Origin of the sequence: Nonomuraea turkmeniaca (genome assembly GCF_005889735.1) — a bacterium.
In the GTDB taxonomy this organism is placed as follows: domain Bacteria; phylum Actinomycetota; class Actinomycetes; order Streptosporangiales; family Streptosporangiaceae; genus Nonomuraea; species Nonomuraea turkmeniaca.
Map to the genome: position 1 here is coordinate 1 of NZ_VCKY01000046.1, position 19,772 is coordinate 19,772.

Genomic DNA, 19,772 nt, shown 5'->3' on the forward strand with positions numbered 1-19,772 from the left:
CACCACCACCCCGGCGCCTGCCGCTCCGGCCACCAGCACCCCGGCGACCACCCGCCCTCCGGCCGCTCCGGGGGAGATCCGGCCGCAGGGGGCGCAAGTGACACGGACCCGAGAACCCCGGCCGCGCTCCGTCCGCCCGCGCGTGGTCCGCCCCCGGAAGACGTCCGTCGCCAGCCAGCACACCAGCGACACGCTCGTGAGCAGCCCCACGAGCCCCCGGGGGTCCCCGACCGGCATGCCGCCGACGGCTTCCCCGTCCGCGGCGACCGTCCAGTCCGACGAGGCCGACGAGGCCGACTAGCGCAGGCTCTCAGGCGCTGTCCCTCGGCTCCCAGGCTCTCGGGCGCAGGCTCGCCGCTCCTGCCGCCGCCTGAGCGCGACGCCCCAACCCGGGGGCCGCGCTGTCAACCGCGGGCGGCGCGCCGGCGCAGCTCCTCCCACACCTCGCTCACCCGCGCGTCCAGCTCCTCCAGCGAGCCCTCGTTCGGGACCACGACGTCCGCGACCGCCAGCCGGTCCTCCCGGCTCGCCTGCGCCGCGATGCGCGCCTTGGCGTCGGCCTCCGCCATCCCCCGGTGCCCGGCCAGCCGCCTGATGCGTACGTCGTTGGCCGCGTCCACCACGATGACCACGTCGTACATCGGGGCCAGCTTGTTCTCCGCCAGCAGCGGCACGTCGTACACGACGATCGCGTCGTCGGCCGCCGCGCCCTGCAGCTGGGCCACCCGCTCCCCCACCAGCGGATGGACGATCGCGTTGAGCGCCGCCAGCCGCTCGGAGTCGGCGAAGACGATGGACCCGAGCTTCTCCCTGTTGAGCGACCCGTCGGGGTGCAGCACCTCGTCCCCGAACGCGGCCACCACCCGCGCCAGGCCGACCGTGCCGGGCTCGACCACCTCACGCGCGATCTTGTCGGCGTCGATCACGACGGCTCCCCTGGCCGCGAGCCGCTTGGACACCTCGCTCTTGCCGGAGCCGATGCCGCCGGTGAGCCCAATCTTCAACACCGGCAAAGCCTATCCACCATCCTGCCGAACGGGGTCATCATCGAAGTATGACGACCACGATCGCAGGGGCGGCGCACGACCAGGCCACGGCGGTCGGCGACGACTGGGTGGGGCCGCCGCACATCGTGCTGGCCCTGCTGGCCGGCGACTCGATCGCCGCCCGCGTGCTCGCCGAGGCCGGGCTGGACCGCTCGCGGGCGCTGGAGTGCATGCCGCACCGCCGCACGAGGCCCGGGCACGGGTCGGGCGGTTTCGCCAACCCGGCCTTCCACAAGCTGTACGGCGTCGCCACCGGCCTGGCGCTGGCCGGTGGTGTCCGGGGCCCGGCGCCCGAGCACTGGCTGCTCGCGCTGGCCTACGAGGCGCAGAACAGGGAGGCGACGCCGCTGCACATGTTCGGCCTGGAACCGGCCCGGATCGTCGAGGCACTGCGCGACCGCGGCGTCCCGGTGCCGCCGCTCGACCCGCCCGTGTACGTCCCCTGGCGGGGCCGGCACCAGATCGTCGTGCCCGCGTCCAGGCTCCAGCCGGTGCTCGCCCGGCTCAACGCCGAGCATCCGGCCGGCTCGGAGTGGCGGTGGGGCTGGAGCTGGGTCGACGACGACATGGGCCGCGCCATGATCATCGCTGAGGAGGGGATCGATCTGGCCGCGGCCGCCGCAGGTGAACCATCGTCAGATGATCGTCCATCCGCTCGCGATGCGTCTCCCGGTAGCCCAGGCGACGGTAGAGCCGCAGGTTGGCCTCCGACAGGTGCCCGGTGAACAGGTCGAACGCCGTGGCCTCCGGCACCTCCTCGTGCAGCGAGCTCAGCAGGGCCGTGCCCAGCCCCTGACCCTGCCGGTCCGGGGCGACGACAAGACGGCCGACCACGCAGGTGGTGCCGGACACCTGCCCGCGTACGGCACCGACGATCCGGCCCTGGTCGAGCGCCTTGAGCACGACGGCGGTCTCGATGACCTTCCGCAGCTGCTCCAGTGACTCGACGAGCGGCAGGATGTACGGGTCGCCGTAGAGCTGGGCCTCGCTCACGTACGCGGCCCGCTGCACGGTGAGGATCTCCCCCGCGTCCGCCGCCACCGCTCGTTCGATCATCACGCGCAGCACCCTATCCGTTCGGCGTCGCCGCGGCGGACATCTCGGCTGCGCCAGCCTCCAGGAGGATCGGGCACACCCGGTTACCCGATGACCCGGAAAAATGCGCGGACGCCCTCCACCAGCGACTCGGGCGTCGCCATCGCCACCATGTGACTGGGACTGTGGGCGTCTCCCCAGTACACGATGTCGTTCTTGCGCTCGGCGATCCGCCGCAGCAGCTCCGGCCCGCCATGGGTGGTCCCCGTCGGCACCACCGTCTGGTCGATCGGCATGCCGGCCGCCCCTTCGTAGTACGTCCACGACGACGAGCCGCCGGTGCCCGTCAGCCAGTACAGGCTGGCGTTGGTCAGCACCAGGTCGCGATCGATGGGCTCGGCCTCCGATCCCCAGCCGTCGAACTCCTTGAACCGCTCGACCAGATAGGCCAGTTGCGCCACCGGCGAGTCCGCGAACCCGTAGGCGAGCGTCTGCGGCCGGGCGGCCAGATAGGGCCCGTAGCCGCTGCCGCCGGCCATCAGGTCCGCCATCTTCTTCAGCTCGGCCAGCTCCTCCTCGCTCGCCCCCTCGAGCTCGGCGGGGTCCCCGGTGGGGATGCCGAGCCCGGCCGTGATGACCGCGCCGGCCACGTGCTCGGGGTCCAGCGCGGCCAGCTGCGGCGTGACCAGAGCTCCCGCGTCGTTGCCGTGCGCGCCGTACCGGTCGTACCCGAGCCTGCGCATCAGCTCGGCCCACGTGCGCGCCACCCGCTCGATGCTCCACGGCCGCTCGTCGGCGGGCTCCGGGAACGGCGAGAACGCGAACCCGGGCAGCGACGGCGCGACCACGTGGAAGGCCACGTCGGGGTCGAGCCCGTGGGCCCGCGGGTCGGTGAGCGGGCCGATGACGTCGAGGAACTCGGCGACGGAGTTCGGCCAGCTGTGCGTGATGATCAGCGGCAGCGCGTCCGGCTCCGGGGAGCGCACGTGCACGAAGTGGATGGTCTGCCCGTCGATCTCGGTGGTGAACTGCGGGAAGACGTTCAGCCTTGCCTCCTGCGCGCGCCAGTCGAACCCGCCGGCCCAATAGGCGGCCAGCTCGCGCAGGTACTCGACCGGCACTCCCCGGCCCCACCCTCCGGGCAGCTGCCCGGCCCATCTGGTACGCCGCAGCCGGTCCCTGAGGTCGTCGATGTCGGCCTGCGGGATGTCGATGCGGAAACCGTTGATCTCGTCCATGCCCACGACGTTAGGACCGAACGCGGCAAGGTTCGTTCCGCATTAGCTCCCGATCGCGCCAACGCCATGAGGTGCATCCCCGAGCGCACGCCGCAAGGCGGCGACCACACCGAAGGCCCGGCACCACCACCGGGCGAACACGCAAAAGGCCCCGCACGGTCAACCCGTGCGGGGCCTTTCAAGAAGGCTGGGATGCCTTAGCTCTGGCCACCCGCGAGCTTCTCGCGCAGCGCCGCGAGCGCCTCGTCAGAGGCGAGCGCGCCACTGGCCGGAGCCGACGTCGAGGTGCTGCCCTGCTGGGGCTGCGTCTCGCCGCTGTAGGACGAGGGAGCGGCTTCGCCCGCCTCGGCCTCGGCCTTGCGGGCCTCCTCGATCTGCTTCTTGTGAGCCTCGAAGCGCTGCTGGGCCTCGGCGTACTGCCGCTCCCACTCCTCGCGCTGCTTGTCGAAGCCCTCGAGCCACTCCCCGGTCTCCGGGTCGAAGCCCTCGGGGTAGATGTAGTTGCCCTGGTCGTCGTAGGTCGCCGCCATGCCGTAGAGCGTCGGGTCGAACTCGACCTCGGTCCCGACCCCTTCGTTGGCCTGCTTCAGCGACAGGCTGATGCGGCGACGGTCGAGGTCGATGTCGATGATCTTGACAAAGATCTCGTCGCCGACCTGGACGACCTGCTCCGGGATCTCCACGTGGCGCTCGGCCAGCTCGGAGATGTGGACCAGGCCCTCGATGCCCTCCTCGACCCGGACGAACGCGCCGAACGGCACCAGCTTGGTGACGCGACCCGGCACGACCTGGCCGATCTGGTGGGTGCGGGCGAACTGCTGCCACGGGTCTTCCTGGGTCGCCTTGAGCGACAGGGAGACGCGCTCGCGCTCCATGTCGACGTCGAGGACCTCGACCGTGACCTCCTGGCCGACCTCGACGACCTCGGACGGGTGGTCGATGTGCTTCCAGGACAGCTCGGACACGTGGACCAGGCCGTCGACCCCACCGAGGTCGACGAAGGCGCCGAAGTTGACGATCGAGGAGACGACGCCCTTGCGGACCTGACCCTTCTGGAGGGTGTTGAGGAAGGTCTGGCGGACCTCCGACTGCGTCTGCTCGAGCCAGGCACGGCGCGACAGGACCACGTTGTTGCGGTTCTTGTCGAGCTCTATGATCTTGGCCTCGAGCTCACGGCCGACGTACGGCTGCAGGTCGCGGACACGGCGCATCTCGACCAGGGACGCCGGGAGGAAGCCACGGAGGCCGATGTCGAGGATGAGACCACCCTTGACGACCTCGATGACGGTGCCGGTGACGATGCCGTCCTCGTCCTTGATCTTCTCGATCGTGCCCCAGGCGCGCTCGTACTGGGCGCGCTTCTTGGACAGGATCAGCCGGCCCTCCTTGTCCTCCTTCTGGAGAACCAGGGCCTCGACGTGTTCGCCGACTTCCACGACGTCAGCGGGATCGACATCGTGCTTGATGGAAAGCTCACGCGAGGGGATGACACCCTCGGTCTTGTAGCCGATATCGAGAAGGACCTCGTCTCGATCGACCTTGACGACGGTGCCCTCAACAATGTCACCGTCGTTGAAGTACTTGATGGTCTCGTCGATCGCGGCGAGGAAGGCTTCCTCGGACCCGATGTCGTTGACCGCTACCTGCGGGGTGCTCGAGGTGGCCTCAGTGCTGGACGTCATGTGTGGAATTGCTCCGAACGCGGACAGGATGTCGATGTGGCGGATGCGCGGCAGGCCCTCTTCCGCATCAAGCCGAGGAATGACGACATCGACGTGACCGAGCGCGAGCCCGCTCCGTCTGAGGCGCGCGCGAGCCCACAGCGCAGCGATCAGCATATGAGACCTGACGCGCGAGGTCAATCCAAGGAGCCATCAGTACGCGATGACCTGGAGCCCTCGCTTGGCGTCGATATTACCCCGAAGTCGCTCCGGCATGGAGATCCGGTCGGGGTCTCCATCGGAGACGTAGCGCTCGCCAGGGTGCCTGTCCAGCCAGTCCAGCCAGTATTGCGAGCACCACTTGCGGCACTCGCCCTTCTTGCCGTTGCTCTGGATCCGCTGGATCGCCCCTCGATCAAATTTTTTCGCGTAGGGCGAAAGCGACGGCTCCGCTCCGGCGAGGAACACGCCGGCGAAATCATACCGTGTGCCATCCCAAGCCCCGGTCCGAGCCGCCTTCTTGTCGCGCGGTAACGACCCGTACGGCAGCGCCATGGTCTTGGACGGCGGCATGCCGAGCTTCTTGAGCAGACGCTCGAGCCGGACGATCTGCTCGCGGACCCGCTTCCTCTTGAGCGCGCGCAGGTTGGGGTGGCCCCAGGTGTGGTTGGCCACCTCGTAGCCGTGCTCGACCAGCCACCGTACGGCGGCGGCCTGGGAGGCGTGGTCGCGCAGCCCGAACGGCTCCTTGTTGATCCAGAACGTGGCGACCGGCCGGAACCCCGGGTATCGGGCGGCCACGTCCTGGATCACGGCCACGGCCGTGTCAGGAGCGGGGTTGCCGCTCGCGTCCAGCGCGAAGTGGCTGGGATGCCCGTCGTCGAACGTCAGCACCACCGGGAACTTGCCCGCCGGCACATGGATGTCGCCGGTGGCGAACTCCCTGGCGCTGATCGGCACGTACCCCCGCTTCGCCAGCTTCTCCAGCTCCTTCCTGAGCTGGACGGGCGTGCGGTCGAGTGAGGCCATCCGCTTGCGGAGGATCCGGTGGTACATCAGGACCGGCACCAGCCCTGACTCGTTGGCGCCGACCTGCTTGGCGAACTCGGGCGTGGCCACCACCCCGGGCGGCTGGCCGACCGGCGTCGGGGTGAGCGGCGGGACGGTGTTCTGCACCTTGGCCTCGACCGGTGGCTTGACGTGCGGCCGGTCCCCGGACGGCATGAGGCTCAGCCCGATGATCGCCACAGTGATCACGAGGACGTTCGCGATGCCGATGATCCGCGTGAGGGACGCTGATATCCGCACAACACTCCCGTGCCGCTGGGGTAAAAGACACTCCAGAGTAGTGCAGATCGCCCTAAGGCCAGGCTCCGCGAGCGGCCAGTGCAGGACACAGGCGCCCCGAGCGGCCGGCGCGCCTGCTCACCCTCCCGAGCGGCCGGCGCGAGAGGCCGGCACCCCGGCTCCAGCCTCCCGAGCGGCCGCGCGGAAAGGTCAGTGCCCGGCGTCCTCCCAGGTGCGGCCGACACCCACGGAGACCTCCAGCGGCACCCGCAGGTGGTAGGCGGCGTTCATCTGGTCGCACACGAGCTGCTTGAGCTGCTCCAGCTCCCCTGGCGCGACCTCGAAGACGAGCTCGTCGTGGACCTGCAGCAACATCCTGGAGGCCAGCTTCTCCTCGCGGATCGCCTGATGCACATGGAGCATGGCGACCTTGATGATGTCGGCGGCCGACCCCTGGATGGGGGCGTTGAGCGCCATCCGCTCGGCCATCTCGCGGCGCTGGCGGTTGTCGCTGGTGAGGTCGGGCAGGTAGCGGCGGCGGCCCATGATGGTCTCGGTGTAGCCGTCGATGCGCGCCTGGGAGACGATGGCGTGCAGGAAGTCGCGCACCCCGCCGAACTCCTCGAAGTATTCCTCCTTCAGCGCCCGCGCCTCCGACACCGCGATGTTGAGCTGCCCGGCCAGCCCAAAGTCGGACAGGCCGTAGGCCAGGCCGTAGTTCATCGCCTTGATGCGGGCCCGCAGGTCGCCGTCGACCTGCTCGGGCGGCAGGTCGAACACGCGCGCCGCGGTGGCCTGGTGGAAGTCGTGCCCGGACTCGAAGGCGGCGATCAGCGCCTCGTCGCCCGACAGGTGGGCCATGATGCGCAGCTCGATCTGGCTGTAGTCGGCCGTCAGCAGCGTCTCGTAGCCCTCGCCGACGACGAAGCCCTGCCGGATGCGGCGGCCCTCGGCGGTGCGGATCGGGATGTTCTGCAGGTTGGGCTTCTCCGAGGACAGCCGTCCCGTTGCGGCGATGATCTGGTTGAACGTGGTGTGGATGCGGCCGTCGTCGCCGATCTCCTTGATCAACCCTTCGACCGTGGTGCGCAGCTTCTGCTGGTCACGGTGGCGCAGCATGATCGTCGGCAGCTCGTGGTCGGTCTGGGTGGCGAGCCAGGCGAGCTGGTCGGCGTCGGTGCTGTAGCCGGTCTTGATCGGCTTCGTCTTGGGCAGCTTGAGCTTGGTGAAGAGGATCTCCTGCAGTTGCTTGGGCGAGCCCAGGTTGAACTGCTCGCCGACAGCGCGGTGTGCCTCCTCCACGGCGTGCTTGACCGCGGCGCCGAACTCGGCCTCCAGGCCGGCGAAGTATTCGCTGTCGACGGCGATGCCCGCGCGCTCCAGCTCGGCCAGCACGCCCAGCAGCGGCAGCTCCACGTCGCCGAGCAGGTGGGTGCCGCCACGCCCGGCGAGGAACCGCTCCAGGGCCTCGGCGAGCTCGCGCACGGCGTGGGCGCGCAGCGCGAGGTCCTTGGCCGGGGCGTCCTCGTCGTCGCCGAACAGCGCGGCCTGGCCGGTGGACTCCTCCTCGGCCCGCAGGTCGCGGTTGAGGTAGCGGCGGGCCAGGTCCTCCAGCGCGAACGTGCGCTGCCCCGGCATCGCCAGGTAGGCGGCCAGGGCGGTGTCGCAGCTGAGGCCGCGCAGCTCCATGCCCTGCGCCCAGAGGGCCAGGATGGGCCCCTTGGCGTCGTGCACGGCCTTGGGCTTGGTGTCGTCGGCGAGCCAGGCCCGCAGGGCGGCCTCGTCGGCCTCAGTGAGCTTGATGGGGTCGATGTGGGCGGCGGCGCCGGCGGGCGAGGCGATGGCGATGGAGTCGATGCGCCCGGTGCCGCTGCCGTAGACGCCCTTGAAGGCGAGCCCGGCGCGGCCCTCGGGCAGCGCGGCCAGCCAGCCTGCCACGCGGTCGGGGCCGAGGAGCACGGTCTCGACCTCGAAACCCTGGTCGGGCTCCTGCTCGCCGGTGCCGAGCACCTTGAACACGCGTTCGCGCAGCTCACCGCGGATCTGCAGGGTGTCGAACAGCTTGTTGATCTCCTCGCGCTCCCAGGTGCCCTGCTTGAGGTCCTCGAGCTCGACCTCCAGCGGGACGTCGCGCAGCAGCTCGGTGAGCCGCCGGTTCATCAGCACCTGGGCGACGTGCTCGCGCAGCTTGTCGCCGACCTTGCCCTTGACCTCGTCGACCCGGTCGACGAGGTCCGTCAGGGAGCCGAACTCGCGCACCCACTTGGCCGCGGTCTTCTCCCCCACGCTGGGGATGCTCAGCAGGTTGTCGCTGGGGTCGCCGCGCAGGGCCGCGAAGTCCGGGTATTGCGCCGGGGTCAGGCCGTATTTCTCCTCGACCGCCTCGGGTGTGAACCTGGTCATGTCGCTGATGCCGCGCCGTGTCATCAGGACGGTGACGTGCTCGTTGACCAGCTGCAGCGCATCGCGGTCGCCGGTGACGATGAGAACGTTCATCCCCTGCGCGGAGGCGCGGGTGGCGAGCGTGGCGATGAGGTCGTCGGCCTCGAACCCGGCCTTGGACAGGCGCGGGATGCGGACGGTGTCGAGCAGCTCGAAGATGAGCTGCATCTGGCCGCGGAAGTCCTCCGGCGTCTCGCTCCTGTTGGCCTTGTAGTCGGAGTATTCCTCATGGCGGAACGTCGGCTCCGACCTGTCGAAGGCCACCGCCACGTGGGTCGGCTGCTCGTCGCGCAGGATGTTGGTCAGCATCGAGGTGAACCCGTAGACCGCCTCGGTGTGCTGACCGTCGGTGGTCATGAGGTTGGCGTCCTTGAGCGCGTAGAACGCGCGGTAGGCCAGCGAATGCCCGTCGAGCAGCAACAGGCACGGGCGGTTGGGGGTCACTTCACTCTTCGGCACACCCGCAGCCTAGTCTGCGACTGCGACAGAAAACCTGAGCTCGGAAGAGTGGAGACGTCCCTTTGACGCAGACGAACCCCCAGGATCTCCTTGTCCTGAGCGGCATGCACGACGGCACGCTGGCCCAGCGCATGGGGATCGAGTTTCTCGAGGCCGGCCCTGAGCGGGTCGTGGGCCGGATGCCGGTGGAGGGCAACACGCAGCCGTACGGGCTGCTGCACGGCGGCGCCTCGGCGGTGCTCGCCGAGACGCTGGGCTCGGTGGCCGCGGCCATCCACGCCGGTCCCGACCGCCTCGCCCTGGGCATCGAGATCAACGCGACCCACCACCGCGCGGCGTCGTCGGGGTATGTCACAGGTGTCGCGACCAGATTGCACGGCGGGCGCACTTTGGCGACGTACGACATCGAGATCACCGATGAGCAGGGACGACGCGTCTGCACCTCCCGCCTCACCTGCATGCTGCGCGACCGCTGACCCTCGGGTCACTTCTCCCGATCCTTTGCGCATCGCCCCCACGGCTCGCTACGGTTGTCCGGACGGGCGAGTCTGCGGGGAGGCCCAGTAGATAACGTGTCGGCCCCCGCTTGCGGGGACGTTCCCGCGAGTCCGCGGGGAGGCCCGGTAGATTACGCGTCGGCCCCGCATTCGCGGGATGTTCCGTGCACGGCCCCAAAGGCCACCCCGCGGGCTCGTCCAAGATTCCCCCTGATCGTTATCGATCCGTATCCCGCCGACGCCAGGCGTCTACCTAGATTTAGCCCCTGACCTGGCGTGTTATTTCCTCACATGAGTGACACGCAGTTGTCACTAATTGGTGACGAACGGTACTGAACCGGGCGGCACCGGCATAGGCTCCCGCCATTGCATCCCAGTTGCCTGCGATGCGCGCGTGTCGAGATGGAGGGGCACAACCCCGCCTTGACCTAACTTTGAGGGAGCACCATTGCGCAGAGCCGTGATCGCGTTCACGGCCTTCCTGGGTGGACTCATCTTCCTGCTGGCCGGACCCGCCCACGCGGGTCCCGCCGATTGCCAGGGACTGAGGGGGACACTCAAACTCCAAGGCCAGCCAGTGAACGGCGCCAAAATCGCGGTGACCACCGAAGGCGGGCAACCCGTCAAGGAGGCCACCACCAATGCTCAAGGCATCTGGGACGTTCAGGTCGAGCAGCCGGGCAAGTACAAGGTGACCTTGGATGTCGGCAGCCTTCCGCAGAACGCCGAAGTGCGCGGCGGCAACAACGTCCGCACGCCGACGGTCTACGAGGGCAACTGCTCCACCGTCCTGTTCGCGCTGCAGCCGAAGGCCGCTCCCGGCCAGGCGCCGCAGAGCGACGGCGGGACCACGTTCTGGCAGCAGGCCGCGCAGCTGACGTTCGAGGGCGTCAACCTCGGACTGATCATCGCCCTGGGCGCGCTCGGCCTGTCGCTCATCTACGGCACGACCGGCCTGACGAACTTCGCCCACGGTGAGCTGATCACGCTCGGCGCGGTCATCGCCTATGCCTTCAACGTCGGCTTCGGCATTCAGCTGATCCCCGCCGCGATCATCGCCGTCATAGTCGCGGGCGCGCTCGGCTACGGTCAGGACCGGCTGTTCTGGGGCCAGCTGCGCAAGCGCGGCACCGGCACCATCGCCATGATGATCATCTCGATCGGTGTGGCGATCCTGCTGCGGAACCTCCTGCAGTTCTTCTTCGGCCCGCAGACCGAGAACTTCAACGACTACGTCACGCAGCCCGGCATCACGGTCGGCCCGATCACCGCCGCGCCGAAGAACTTCTGGGCCATCGGCATCGAGCTCACGGTCCTCGTCATCGTGGGCATCGCCCTCATGAAGACCCGCACCGGCAAGGCGGCGCGCGCCGTGGCCGACAACCCGGCCCTGGCCGCCTCCTCCGGCATCAACGTCGACCGCGTCATCCGCATCATCTGGACCGCGGGCGCCGCCATCGCCGCGCTGGCCGGCGTCATGCTCGGCCTGTCGCAGTCGCTGAAGTTCACCATGGGCCAGGACATCCTGCTGCTGATCTTCGCGGGCGTCACGCTCGGCGGGCTCGGCACGGCCTTCGGAGCCCTGGTCGGCTCGCTCGTTGTGGGCGTGTTCATCCAGGTGTCCACGCTGTGGGTACCGCCGGAGCTGAAGTCCGTCGGGGCGCTGGCCGTGCTCATCATCGTGCTTCTCTTCCGGCCGCAGGGGATCCTGGGCCGCCGCGAGCGGATCGGGTGACGGGGGTAACACATGGACTGGCTCACGATTCTCAGCACCACCGTCCACGCCGCCATCGGCTGGGAGACCGTGGTGTACGGCCTGGCCGCGATCGGCGTCAACATTCACTTCGGCTACACCGGCCTGCTCAACTTCGGCCAGGCGGCGTTCATGGCCGTGGCCGGGTACGGCCTGGCCGTCACGGTCGTCGTCTTCAACCTGCCGTTCGTGGTCGGCGTCCTCGTCGGCCTGGCTGCCGCGGCGCTCCTGGCGCTCCTGATGGGCATCCCGACGCTGCAACTGCGCGCCGACTACCTGGCGATCGTGACCATCGCCGCGGCCGAGATCATCCGGCTCGTCTTCCGCTCGGTGTACTTCAAGGACATCTTCGGTGGCTCCGACGGCCGGCGCGGCTTCAACGGCGACTTCTACGCGATGAACTTCCTCTACGACCCCGGCCGTTACGGCATAGGCCCGTTCGGCTTCGACGAGCGCACGATGTGGCTGCTCACGGTCGGATGGGCGGTCGTGCTGCTCTGCTGCCTGGTGGTCTTCCTGCTCATGAGGAGCCCATGGGGCCGCGTGCTCAAGGCGATCCGTGAGGACGAGGACGCCGTGCGCGCCCTCGGCAAGAACGTCTTCGCCTACAAGATGCAGTCGCTGATGCTGGGAGGGATCATCGGCTGTTTCGGCGGCTTCTTCTACGGCCTCTACAACGGGTCCGTGCAGCCCGACGTGTTCGGTACGGAGATGACGTTCTTCGCGTACACCATCGTCATCCTCGGCGGCGCCGCCCGCGTTTTCGGCCCGGTCGTCGGCGCGATGATCTTCTGGGTCCTGTTCGTCTTCGTGGGCAACCTGCTGGCGGAGCTTGTGGCCAACGGGTACATCCCGTTCATGACCAACATCCAGGTGGGCCCCGTCCGTTACGCCCTGGTTGGTCTAGGCTTCATCCTGTTGCTGGTCGCCCGGCCGCAGGGCATCTTCGGTGACAAGAGGGAGATCGCCATCGATGCGCGATGACACGATGACCGCCAGCGCGAAAGCCGCGGCGCTGGCCGCGTTCAAAGACATGGCGCGCGAGCCTGGTGTACCCAAGCCGGACCCGATCCTGGTGGTGGACAAGGTCGTGCGCCGCTTCGGCGGCCTGACCGCCGTCGACGTGGACCACGTCGAGGTCCAGCGCGGCTCCATCACGGCGCTGATCGGCCCCAACGGGGCGGGCAAGACCACGTTCTTCAACCAGCTCACCGGTTTCGACACCGCCGACGCGGGCGCGTGGACGTTCAACGGCCGCGCCATGAACGGCGTGCCGGCGCACAGGGTCGCCAGGAGCGGCATGGTGCGCACGTTCCAGCTCACCAAGGCGCTGTCCAGGCTGACGGTCATGGAGAACATGCGCCTGGGCGCCCAGCACCAGGTGGGCGAGAGCTTCTGGCACGCCCTCCTGCCGCCCCTCTGGCGCAAGCAGGAGGACGAGATCACCGAGCGGGCCGAGGAGCTGCTGGCCCGCTTCAAGCTCGACGCCAAGCGCGACGACTTCGCCGGGTCGCTCTCCGGCGGCCAGCGCAAGCTGCTGGAGATGGCGCGCGCGCTCATGGTCCGGCCCGAGCTGGTCATGCTCGACGAGCCGATGGCGGGCGTGAACCCGGCGCTGACCCAGTCGCTGCTCGGCCACGTCAAGGACCTGCGCCAGCAGGGCATGACGGTGCTGTTCGTCGAGCACGACATGGACATGGTCCGCGACATCAGCGACTGGGTGATCGTCATGGCGCAGGGCATGGTGATCGCCGAGGGCCCGCCGTCGACGATCATGTCCGACGAGCGCGTGATCGACGCCTACCTGGGCGCCCACCACGACGCTCCGCTCTCGGAGAGCGAGCTGGAGGCGCAGCTGCACGAGGCTGAGGCGGCGCTGGAGGCCGAGATCGAAGAGGAGACGCAGAAGTGACCGTCCCTGAATCCCAGGCGGCCATCACCGACCGCAGCGCCCACCTGGAGGGCGCCGAGGACGCCGTCCTGCGGTGCGACGAGCTGATCGCCGGCTACCTGCCGGGCGTCAACATCCTCAACGGCTCCGACCTCTACGTCAAAGAGGGCGAGCTGATCGGCATCATCGGTCCCAACGGCGCCGGAAAGTCGACGCTGCTCAAGGCCATCTTCGGACTGGTCAACATCCGCAGCGGCACGGTGCTGCTCAAGGGTGAGAACATCACGAACATGAAGGCGCACTCGCTGGTCTCCCGCGGCGTCGGCTACGTGCCGCAGACCAACAACGTCTTCCCCAGCCTCACCATCGAGGAGAACCTCGAGATGGGCGCCTTCCAGGTGCCGGGGAAGTTCAAGGAGCGGTTCGAGTTCGTGGCCGAGCTGTTCCCCGCGCTCAAGGAGCGGCGCAAGCAACGCGCCGGGTCCCTGTCCGGCGGTGAGCGGCAGATGGTGGCGATGGCCAGGGCCCTGATGACCGAGCCGTCGGTGCTGCTGCTCGACGAGCCGTCAGCGGGCCTGTCGCCCAAGCTGCAGGACCTGGTGTTCATCCAGGCCCAGCAGATCAACAAGGCCGGCGTCACCATCATCATGGTGGAGCAGAACGCGCGCCGCTGCCTGCAGATCTGCCACCGCGGTTATGTCCTCGACCAGGGCCGCAACGCCTACACCGGCACCGGTCAGCAACTGGCCAACGACCCGAAGGTCATCGAGCTGTACCTGGGCACGCTGGCCAAGGCATAAATCACCGTTGGAGAACGGCGCAGGGGCTCCCTCGAGCCCCTGCGCCGTTCTTTAATGTGCACTGTGAGACGTTTTGCGGCAGTGGCGCTCATCCTGGTGGCCGGATGCTCCCCTGCGCCCGCCAGGGAGCAGTACAGCACCGGCGGCGACCCGTCGGACAGCCCCTGCGCCCGGGTGGTGTCCGCCATCGGGTACGCGAACCTCATGCTGGAGCCGAAGGGGCGGGAGGAGCGGCAGCACTTCGAGGACGCCGTGATCGGCCGCCTGGCCGAGGCCCGCGGGATCACGCTGCAGTTCGGCGACCGGCTGCCCGCCTCGCTGAAGGGGGCTGTGGAGACCGTCAGGACGACGACCGCGGGGCTGTCCAGGAACGACGTGCCGCGTGAGCGGCAGGTGGCGCTGCTGAAGCAGTACCGGGCCGCGGCCGACCAGATCGTGGCGGGCTGCACATAGCGAAAGGCCCGGCCGATGGCCGGGCCTTTCTCCAGAGGTCTACCGCTTAGCCGGCGATGTTGCCGGTGCGGTACTCGAGGGCCTTGATCGGGTACTTGTTGTCGTCCCCGTACTGGTAGATGCCGATGGTGGCGACCGCCGGGTCACCGGCGTCGTTGAACTCGACCGGACCGCTGACGCCGTCGTAGTCGATGTCCTTGCCGGCCTTCAGCAGGTCGACGCACTCCTTGAAGCTCTTGCACTTCTCGCCGCCCTTGCTGACCTCGCCCAGCTTGGTGGCGATGTCGGTGCCCGCGTCGCTCTTGGCGGCCTCGGCGGCCAGCGCGATGAGGTTGGCCGCGTCGTACGACTCGGGGGCGTAGCTGAAGTCCTCCAGGTCCTTGTTGACCTCGAGCAGCTTCTTCTGGAAGTCCTCCGGAGCCGCGGCGCCGGGGATGGTGCCCTTGACACCGGTCAGCGTGCCCTTAGGCATCTTCACGTAGTTCGTGTTGGACGTGTTGCCGTCCACCATGTACCACTTGTGCTTGTCGGCCGGCAGGCCCTGCTTGACGAGCTCCTGCACGACCTTGGAGGTCTCCTCGAAGCCGATCAGGACGATGCCCTTCGGGTTCTTCGCCTTGACCTTGGCGACGTCGGCCGAGAAGTCGGCGGCCTTCGGGTCGTAGTCGACACGCTCGACCACTTCGGCGCCGCCGTCGGTGACGGTCTTCTGCACCTGGTCGGCCAGGCCCGTGCCGTAGGAGTCCTGCATCGCCAGGATGGCGACGGTGTCGTTGCCGTCGGCCACGATCAGGTCGCCGAGCACGCGGCCCTGCAGCTTGTCCGGCGGGGACGTACGGAAGTACAGACCCCTGTCGTTGATCGTGGTGAACACGTCAGAGGTGTTCGCCGGCGAGAAGTGCACCACGCCCGCACCGGTGATCTTGTCGATCACCGACTCCGACACCGACGAGGACGCGGCGCCGATGATGGCGTCGGCCTTCTGCGCCAGCAGCTTGTCCACCGACTGCGAGGCGATGTTGGTCGTCGTGTCACCCGAGTCCGTGTCGATCTTGGCGACCGGCTTGCCGAGCACGCCGCCGGCCTCGTTGATCTCCTTGAGCGCCAGGTCGACCCCGGCGAACTCGGGCGGGCCGAGGAAGGCGAGCGAGCCGGTCTGCGGCAGCAGCGTACCTAGGGTGAGAGTGCCGTCGCCCTTCGTGGCGGGTGCCGCCGAGGATGCCGGCGCCGATGGCGAGGTCTGCGTGGCGGTGTTGCTACCGCCACCGCCGCAGGCTGTCAGGGCCAGGCTGGTGGCAGCCACGACAGCCAGCGCCCGCCCCACGGGAGCAATGCGGATCATGAAGTGTCTCCTTCATTCCAGGCCGGGATCCGTCAGCACCGCCGAGCGTTCCCGATCGAATGACGGAAACGTATAAAACCGCAGCATGCTGGTACTAGGGGCAGGGACGAACTGTCGGCACTTGGATGCGGAGTCGTAATCAGTCCTCAACTTACGGGACGCGCGCAAGCAGGCTTAATGTGCAGCAGGTGAAGCGCATAACGCTGCCCCTCGCCATGGCGACGCTCCTTGCCGGCTGCAGCACCTCCGCACCGGCTTCACCGCCCCCGGCCGATCCTCCCGCCGGCGTGTCCGTCTCACTGGCGCAATGGCGCTCTGACGAGCCCATGCACACCCTCCAGGTGGCCGTCCGCAACACGACTGACACGCCCGTGTACGTCGCCGACGTCCAGCTCGTCACGCCGTCCTTCACCACGCTCCCGCCGCACAGGACCGACGCCACCATCAAGCGGACCGAGCGTACGGACCTCCGCATCCCGTACGGCGCCGCCGCCTGCTCCAAGCAAGGCCTGCCCGACGTGCAGCCCGCCACGGTCGTCGCGCACGTCAGCACCGGCTCCGGGCAGCCGCGCAAGGTGGTCTTCCCGGTGCCGCACCCGGACCCGCTGCTGGCCAGGCTGCTGCGGGACGAGTGCTCGGCGTTCCTGATCAAGCAGGCGGTGAACATTGAGTTCGGCCCGGAGTGGAAGGAGTCCGGCAAGGCCATGCGCGGCGACCTGGTCATCACGCGCCGCGGCCCCGGCGCGGTCACGCTCAACGACATGGGCGGCACCACCCACTACATCGTCACGCCGGAGCGCAAGCCCCTGGGCACGCTCGACGCGGCCACGCAGCGGCTGGAGGCGCCGATCGCGCTCACTCCAGGCCGCTGCGACGGGCACGCGTTCGCCGAGGCCAAGAAGGCGTTCCTGTTCCCCGTGCGGGCCAGGCTCGACGGGGGCGAGGAACGCGTGGTCATCGTGGTGCCGCCCAAGCCGCTGCAGGACCGCCTCATCGCTTACGCGCTGAAGGCGTGCGGCTTCGGCGATTAGCCCGCGATGTTGCCTGTGCGGTACTCCAGTGCCTTGCCCGGGTACTTGTTGTCGTCCCCGTACTGGTAGACGCCGATCGTGGCCACGGACGGGTCACCGGCGTCGTCGAACTCGACCGGGCCGCTGACGCCGTCGTAGTCGATGTCCTTGCCGCTCTTGAGCAGGTCCGCGCAGTCCTTGAAGGTCTTGCACTTCTCGCCGCCCTTGCTGACCTCGCCGAGCTTGCCCGCGATGGACCTGCCGCTGTCGTCCTTGGCCGCCTCGGCGGCCAGGGCGAGCAGGATCGCGGCGTCGTACGACTCCGCGGCGTAGGTGAAGTCCTCCAGGTCCTTGTTGACCTCGAGCAGCTTCTTCCTGAACTCGTCGGGGGCCTCGGCGCCCGGGATGGTGCCCTTGACGCCCTTGAGCGTGCCCTTGGGCATCTTCAGGTAGTTGGTGTTCGACATGTTGCCGTCCACCATGTACCACTTCACCTTGTCGGCCGTCAGGCCCTGCTTGACCAGTTCCTGCACGACCTTGGCGCCCTCCTCGAAGCCGATCAGCACGATCGCCTTCGGGTTCTTCGCCTTGATCTTGGCCACGTCGGCCGAGAACTCCGCGGCCTTCGGGTCGTAGTCCACCCGCTCGACGATGCTGGCGCCGGCCTCCTCTGCCGTCTTGGCGATCTGGTTGGCCAGGCCGGAGCCGTACGAGTCCTGCATGGCCAGGATGCCGACGGTGTCGTTGCCGTCGGCGGCGATCAGGTCGCCCAGCACGCGGCCCTGCAGCTTGTCCGGCGGCGCCGTACGGAAGTACAGCCCGTTGTCGTTGATCGTGGTGAACGTGTCGGAGGTGTTGGCCGGCGAGAACTGCACCACACCGGCCCCGGTGATCTTGTCGATGATCGACTCCGACACCGACGATGAGGCCGCGCCGATGATGGCGTCGGCCTTCTGACCGAGCAGCTTGTCCACCGACTGCGAGGCGATGTTCGTGGTCGTGTCGCCGGAGTCCGTGTGGATCGTCGCGACCTGCTTGCCGAGCACGCCGCCGGCCTCGTTGATCTCCTTGACGGCCTGGTCGACCCCGGCGAACTCAGGCGGGCCGAGGAATGCCAGCGAGCCGGTCTGCGGCAGCACCGTGCCGAGCGTCAGCGTGCCGTCGCCCTTCGCGGCGGCGGCAGGGGCCGAGGAGGCCGGCGCGGACTGCTGGGCCGCCGTGTCGCCACCGCCCCCGCCACAAGCCGTCAGTGCCAGGCTCGCCGCGGCCGCGACGGCCAGCACACGTCCCACTGGAGCAATGCGAATCATCAAAGAGACTCCCCCTGATCTCAACGAAGGAACGATCTCCTTCGCCGTGTTTCCCGAGCTCAGCATGCCTGGCTCGGAGGGGTGCCTTGGGCTTTTGCCCAGCTTTTATACAGATTCGTAATGTCGCGAGCACACACGGTGATGAACTGTTTCGCGAGAGTTACGGTCGTCCCTAAAAAGGAGCCGTGGCCCCGACCTGAAATCGCAGGCCGGGACCGCGGCAGGGCCTCAGCCCGCGATGTTGCCCTTCCGATACTCCAGCGCCTTCGCCGCGTTGAACGTGTTGTTCTCCCCGTACTGGTAGACGCCGATCGTCGCGACCGAAGGATCCCCCACGTCGTTGAAGTCGACCGGCCCGCTGACGCCCTCGTAGTCGATGTCCTTGCCGGCCCTCAGGAGATCGGCGCACTCCTTGAAGCCCGTGCACTTCTCGCCGCCCTTGCTGGCGTCGATCAGGCTCGCCGCGATGGCCGCCCCCGAGTCGTCCTTGGCCGCCTCCGCGGCCAGGGCGATCAAGGTCACCGCGTCGTACGACTCCGCCGCGTACGTGAACTCGCTCAGCTTGGCGTCGACCCGCAACAGCCGCTTCTGGAACGCCTCCGGCGCCGCCGCCCCCGGAAGCGTGCCCTTGACGCCGTCCAGCGTGCCCCGCGGCGCCTTCGCGAAGTTGGTGTTCGACATGTTGCCGTCCACCATGTACCACTTGTGCTTGTCAGCCGTCAGACCTTGCTTGACCAGCTCGTTCACGAGCTTGGACGTCTCCTCGAACCCGATCAGCACGATGCCCTTCGGATTCTTCGCCCTGATCTTCCCCACATCGGCCGAGAACTCGGCCGCCTTCGGGTCGTAGTCCACCCGCTCCACCACCGTGGCCCCCGCCGCCTCCGCCGTCTCGACCACCTGGTCGGCCAGGCCGGAGCCGTAGGAGTCCTGCATGGCCAGGATGCCGATGGTGTCGTTGCCGTCCTGCACGACCAGGTCGCCCAGGACCCGGCCCTGCAGCTTGTCCGGCGGCGCCGTACGGAAGTACAGACCCCTGTCGTTGATCGTGGTGAACGTGTCGGAGGTGTTGGCCGGCGAGAACTGCACCACACCGGCCCCGGTGATCTTGTCGATTACCGACTCCGACACCGACGACGAAGCCGCGCCGACGATGGCGTCCACCTTCTGCGCCAGCAGCTTGTCCACCGACTGCGAGGCGATGTTGGTCGTCGTGTCACCGGAGTCCGTGTCCACCTTGGCGACCTGCTTGCCCAGCACCCCGCCGGCCTCGTTGATCTCCTGAAGCGCCAGATCGACGCCCGTGAACATGGGCGGCCCCAAGTACGCGAGCGAGCCTGTCTGCGGCAACACCGTGCCGATCATCAGCGTGCCGTCCCCCCTGGCGGCCGGGGACGACGGCGCTGGAGCGGTTCCTGAGGTGGCCGGCACGGCGGTCGTACCACCGCCCGAGCACGCCGCCAGCGCCAGGCACACCGCGGTCACGACGACCGGCGCGCGGGAAATGCGGATCATCGAAAGCGTCTCCGTTCGAAGATGAGCGGACCT

Annotated in this window: 17 protein-coding genes; 7 read left to right on the forward strand and 10 right to left on the reverse strand. The window is 68.5% G+C overall.

What is annotated here, in order from left to right; genetic code table 11:
* From ETD86_RS56975 to polA, 7 genes are all read right to left on the reverse strand, one after another.
* A partial coding sequence (locus ETD86_RS56975) for a hypothetical protein (protein WP_211370081.1) occupies nucleotides 1-237 on the reverse strand: 237 nt, incomplete at its 3' end.
* Between the two features lie 167 nt (nucleotides 238-404).
* On the reverse strand, nucleotides 405-1,007 hold the full coding sequence (gene coaE, locus ETD86_RS15960; protein ID WP_138666940.1) for a dephospho-CoA kinase: 603 nt from the start codon (nucleotides 1,005-1,007) through the stop codon (nucleotides 405-407).
* A 621-nt stretch (nucleotides 1,008-1,628) separates the two neighbouring features.
* Complete coding sequence (locus tag ETD86_RS15970; protein ID WP_138666973.1) at nucleotides 1,629-2,102, reverse strand: GNAT family N-acetyltransferase; 474 nt, start codon at nucleotides 2,100-2,102, stop codon at nucleotides 1,629-1,631.
* A gap of 83 nt (nucleotides 2,103-2,185) precedes the next feature.
* Complete coding sequence (locus ETD86_RS15975; RefSeq protein WP_138666941.1) at nucleotides 2,186-3,319, reverse strand: epoxide hydrolase family protein; 1,134 nt, start codon at nucleotides 3,317-3,319, stop codon at nucleotides 2,186-2,188.
* Nucleotides 3,320-3,516: 197 nt separating this feature from the next.
* Nucleotides 3,517-5,001, reverse strand: coding sequence for a 30S ribosomal protein S1 (rpsA, locus tag ETD86_RS15980; protein WP_138666942.1), 1,485 nt, complete (start codon nucleotides 4,999-5,001; stop codon nucleotides 3,517-3,519).
* 192 nt (nucleotides 5,002-5,193) lie between these two features.
* Nucleotides 5,194-6,288 carry a polysaccharide deacetylase family protein gene (locus ETD86_RS15985; protein WP_138666943.1) on the reverse strand — a complete coding sequence of 365 codons (1,095 nt, stop codon included), beginning with the start codon at nucleotides 6,286-6,288 and terminating at the stop codon, nucleotides 5,194-5,196.
* Between the two features lie 189 nt (nucleotides 6,289-6,477).
* The gene (gene polA / locus ETD86_RS15990; protein ID WP_138666944.1) at nucleotides 6,478-9,168 is read right to left on the reverse strand and encodes a DNA polymerase I; all 2,691 of its coding nucleotides are present in this window, start codon (nucleotides 9,166-9,168) and stop codon (nucleotides 6,478-6,480) included.
* A gap of 104 nt (nucleotides 9,169-9,272) precedes the next feature.
* Here polA and ETD86_RS15995 point away from each other — a divergent pair, with 104 nt between their 5' ends.
* The 6 genes from ETD86_RS15995 to ETD86_RS16020 all read left to right on the forward strand — a co-directional run bounded on the left by ETD86_RS15995 (nucleotide 9,273) and on the right by ETD86_RS16020 (nucleotide 14,562).
* The gene (locus tag ETD86_RS15995; protein WP_127940588.1) at nucleotides 9,273-9,644 is read left to right on the forward strand and encodes a PaaI family thioesterase; all 372 of its coding nucleotides are present in this window, start codon (nucleotides 9,273-9,275) and stop codon (nucleotides 9,642-9,644) included.
* Between the two features lie 469 nt (nucleotides 9,645-10,113).
* On the forward strand, nucleotides 10,114-11,400 hold the full coding sequence (locus ETD86_RS16000) for a branched-chain amino acid ABC transporter permease (RefSeq protein WP_246147931.1): 1,287 nt from the start codon (nucleotides 10,114-10,116) through the stop codon (nucleotides 11,398-11,400).
* Nucleotides 11,401-11,412: 12 nt separating this feature from the next.
* On the forward strand, nucleotides 11,413-12,402 hold the full coding sequence (locus tag ETD86_RS16005) for a branched-chain amino acid ABC transporter permease (RefSeq protein WP_138666945.1): 990 nt from the start codon (nucleotides 11,413-11,415) through the stop codon (nucleotides 12,400-12,402).
* A 4-nt stretch (nucleotides 12,403-12,406) separates the two neighbouring features.
* Nucleotides 12,407-13,330 (forward strand): ABC transporter ATP-binding protein, encoded by a 924-nt coding sequence (locus ETD86_RS16010; RefSeq protein ID WP_425465640.1) that lies wholly within the window; start codon nucleotides 12,407-12,409, stop codon nucleotides 13,328-13,330.
* Nucleotides 13,327-14,109 carry an ABC transporter ATP-binding protein gene (locus ETD86_RS16015; protein WP_138666947.1) on the forward strand — a complete coding sequence of 261 codons (783 nt, stop codon included), beginning with the start codon at nucleotides 13,327-13,329 and terminating at the stop codon, nucleotides 14,107-14,109. Before ETD86_RS16010 ends, ETD86_RS16015 begins: the two co-directional genes overlap by 4 nt.
* Before the next feature lie 63 nt (nucleotides 14,110-14,172).
* The gene (locus ETD86_RS16020; RefSeq protein WP_138666948.1) at nucleotides 14,173-14,562 is read left to right on the forward strand and encodes a hypothetical protein; all 390 of its coding nucleotides are present in this window, start codon (nucleotides 14,173-14,175) and stop codon (nucleotides 14,560-14,562) included.
* Nucleotides 14,563-14,608: 46 nt separating this feature from the next.
* Here the strand turns inward: ETD86_RS16020 and ETD86_RS16025 are convergent, their stop codons facing one another.
* On the reverse strand, nucleotides 14,609-15,904 hold the full coding sequence (locus tag ETD86_RS16025; protein ID WP_138666949.1) for an ABC transporter substrate-binding protein: 1,296 nt from the start codon (nucleotides 15,902-15,904) through the stop codon (nucleotides 14,609-14,611).
* 188 nt (nucleotides 15,905-16,092) lie between these two features.
* Between ETD86_RS16025 and ETD86_RS16030 the strand changes: the two genes are divergently transcribed.
* Entirely contained in the window at nucleotides 16,093-16,935 is an 843-nt protein-coding gene (locus ETD86_RS16030) for a hypothetical protein (protein ID WP_138666950.1), read from the forward strand.
* Here ETD86_RS16030 and ETD86_RS16035 read toward each other — a convergent pair.
* Both ETD86_RS16035 and ETD86_RS16040 read right to left on the reverse strand, forming a co-directional pair.
* The gene (locus ETD86_RS16035) at nucleotides 16,932-18,206 is read right to left on the reverse strand and encodes an ABC transporter substrate-binding protein (RefSeq protein ID WP_246147932.1); all 1,275 of its coding nucleotides are present in this window, start codon (nucleotides 18,204-18,206) and stop codon (nucleotides 16,932-16,934) included. The genes ETD86_RS16030 and ETD86_RS16035 overlap by 4 nt on opposite strands.
* A 246-nt stretch (nucleotides 18,207-18,452) precedes the next feature.
* The gene (locus tag ETD86_RS16040; protein WP_138666952.1) at nucleotides 18,453-19,739 is read right to left on the reverse strand and encodes an ABC transporter substrate-binding protein; all 1,287 of its coding nucleotides are present in this window, start codon (nucleotides 19,737-19,739) and stop codon (nucleotides 18,453-18,455) included.
* Nucleotides 19,740-19,772: the final 33 nt, after the last annotated feature.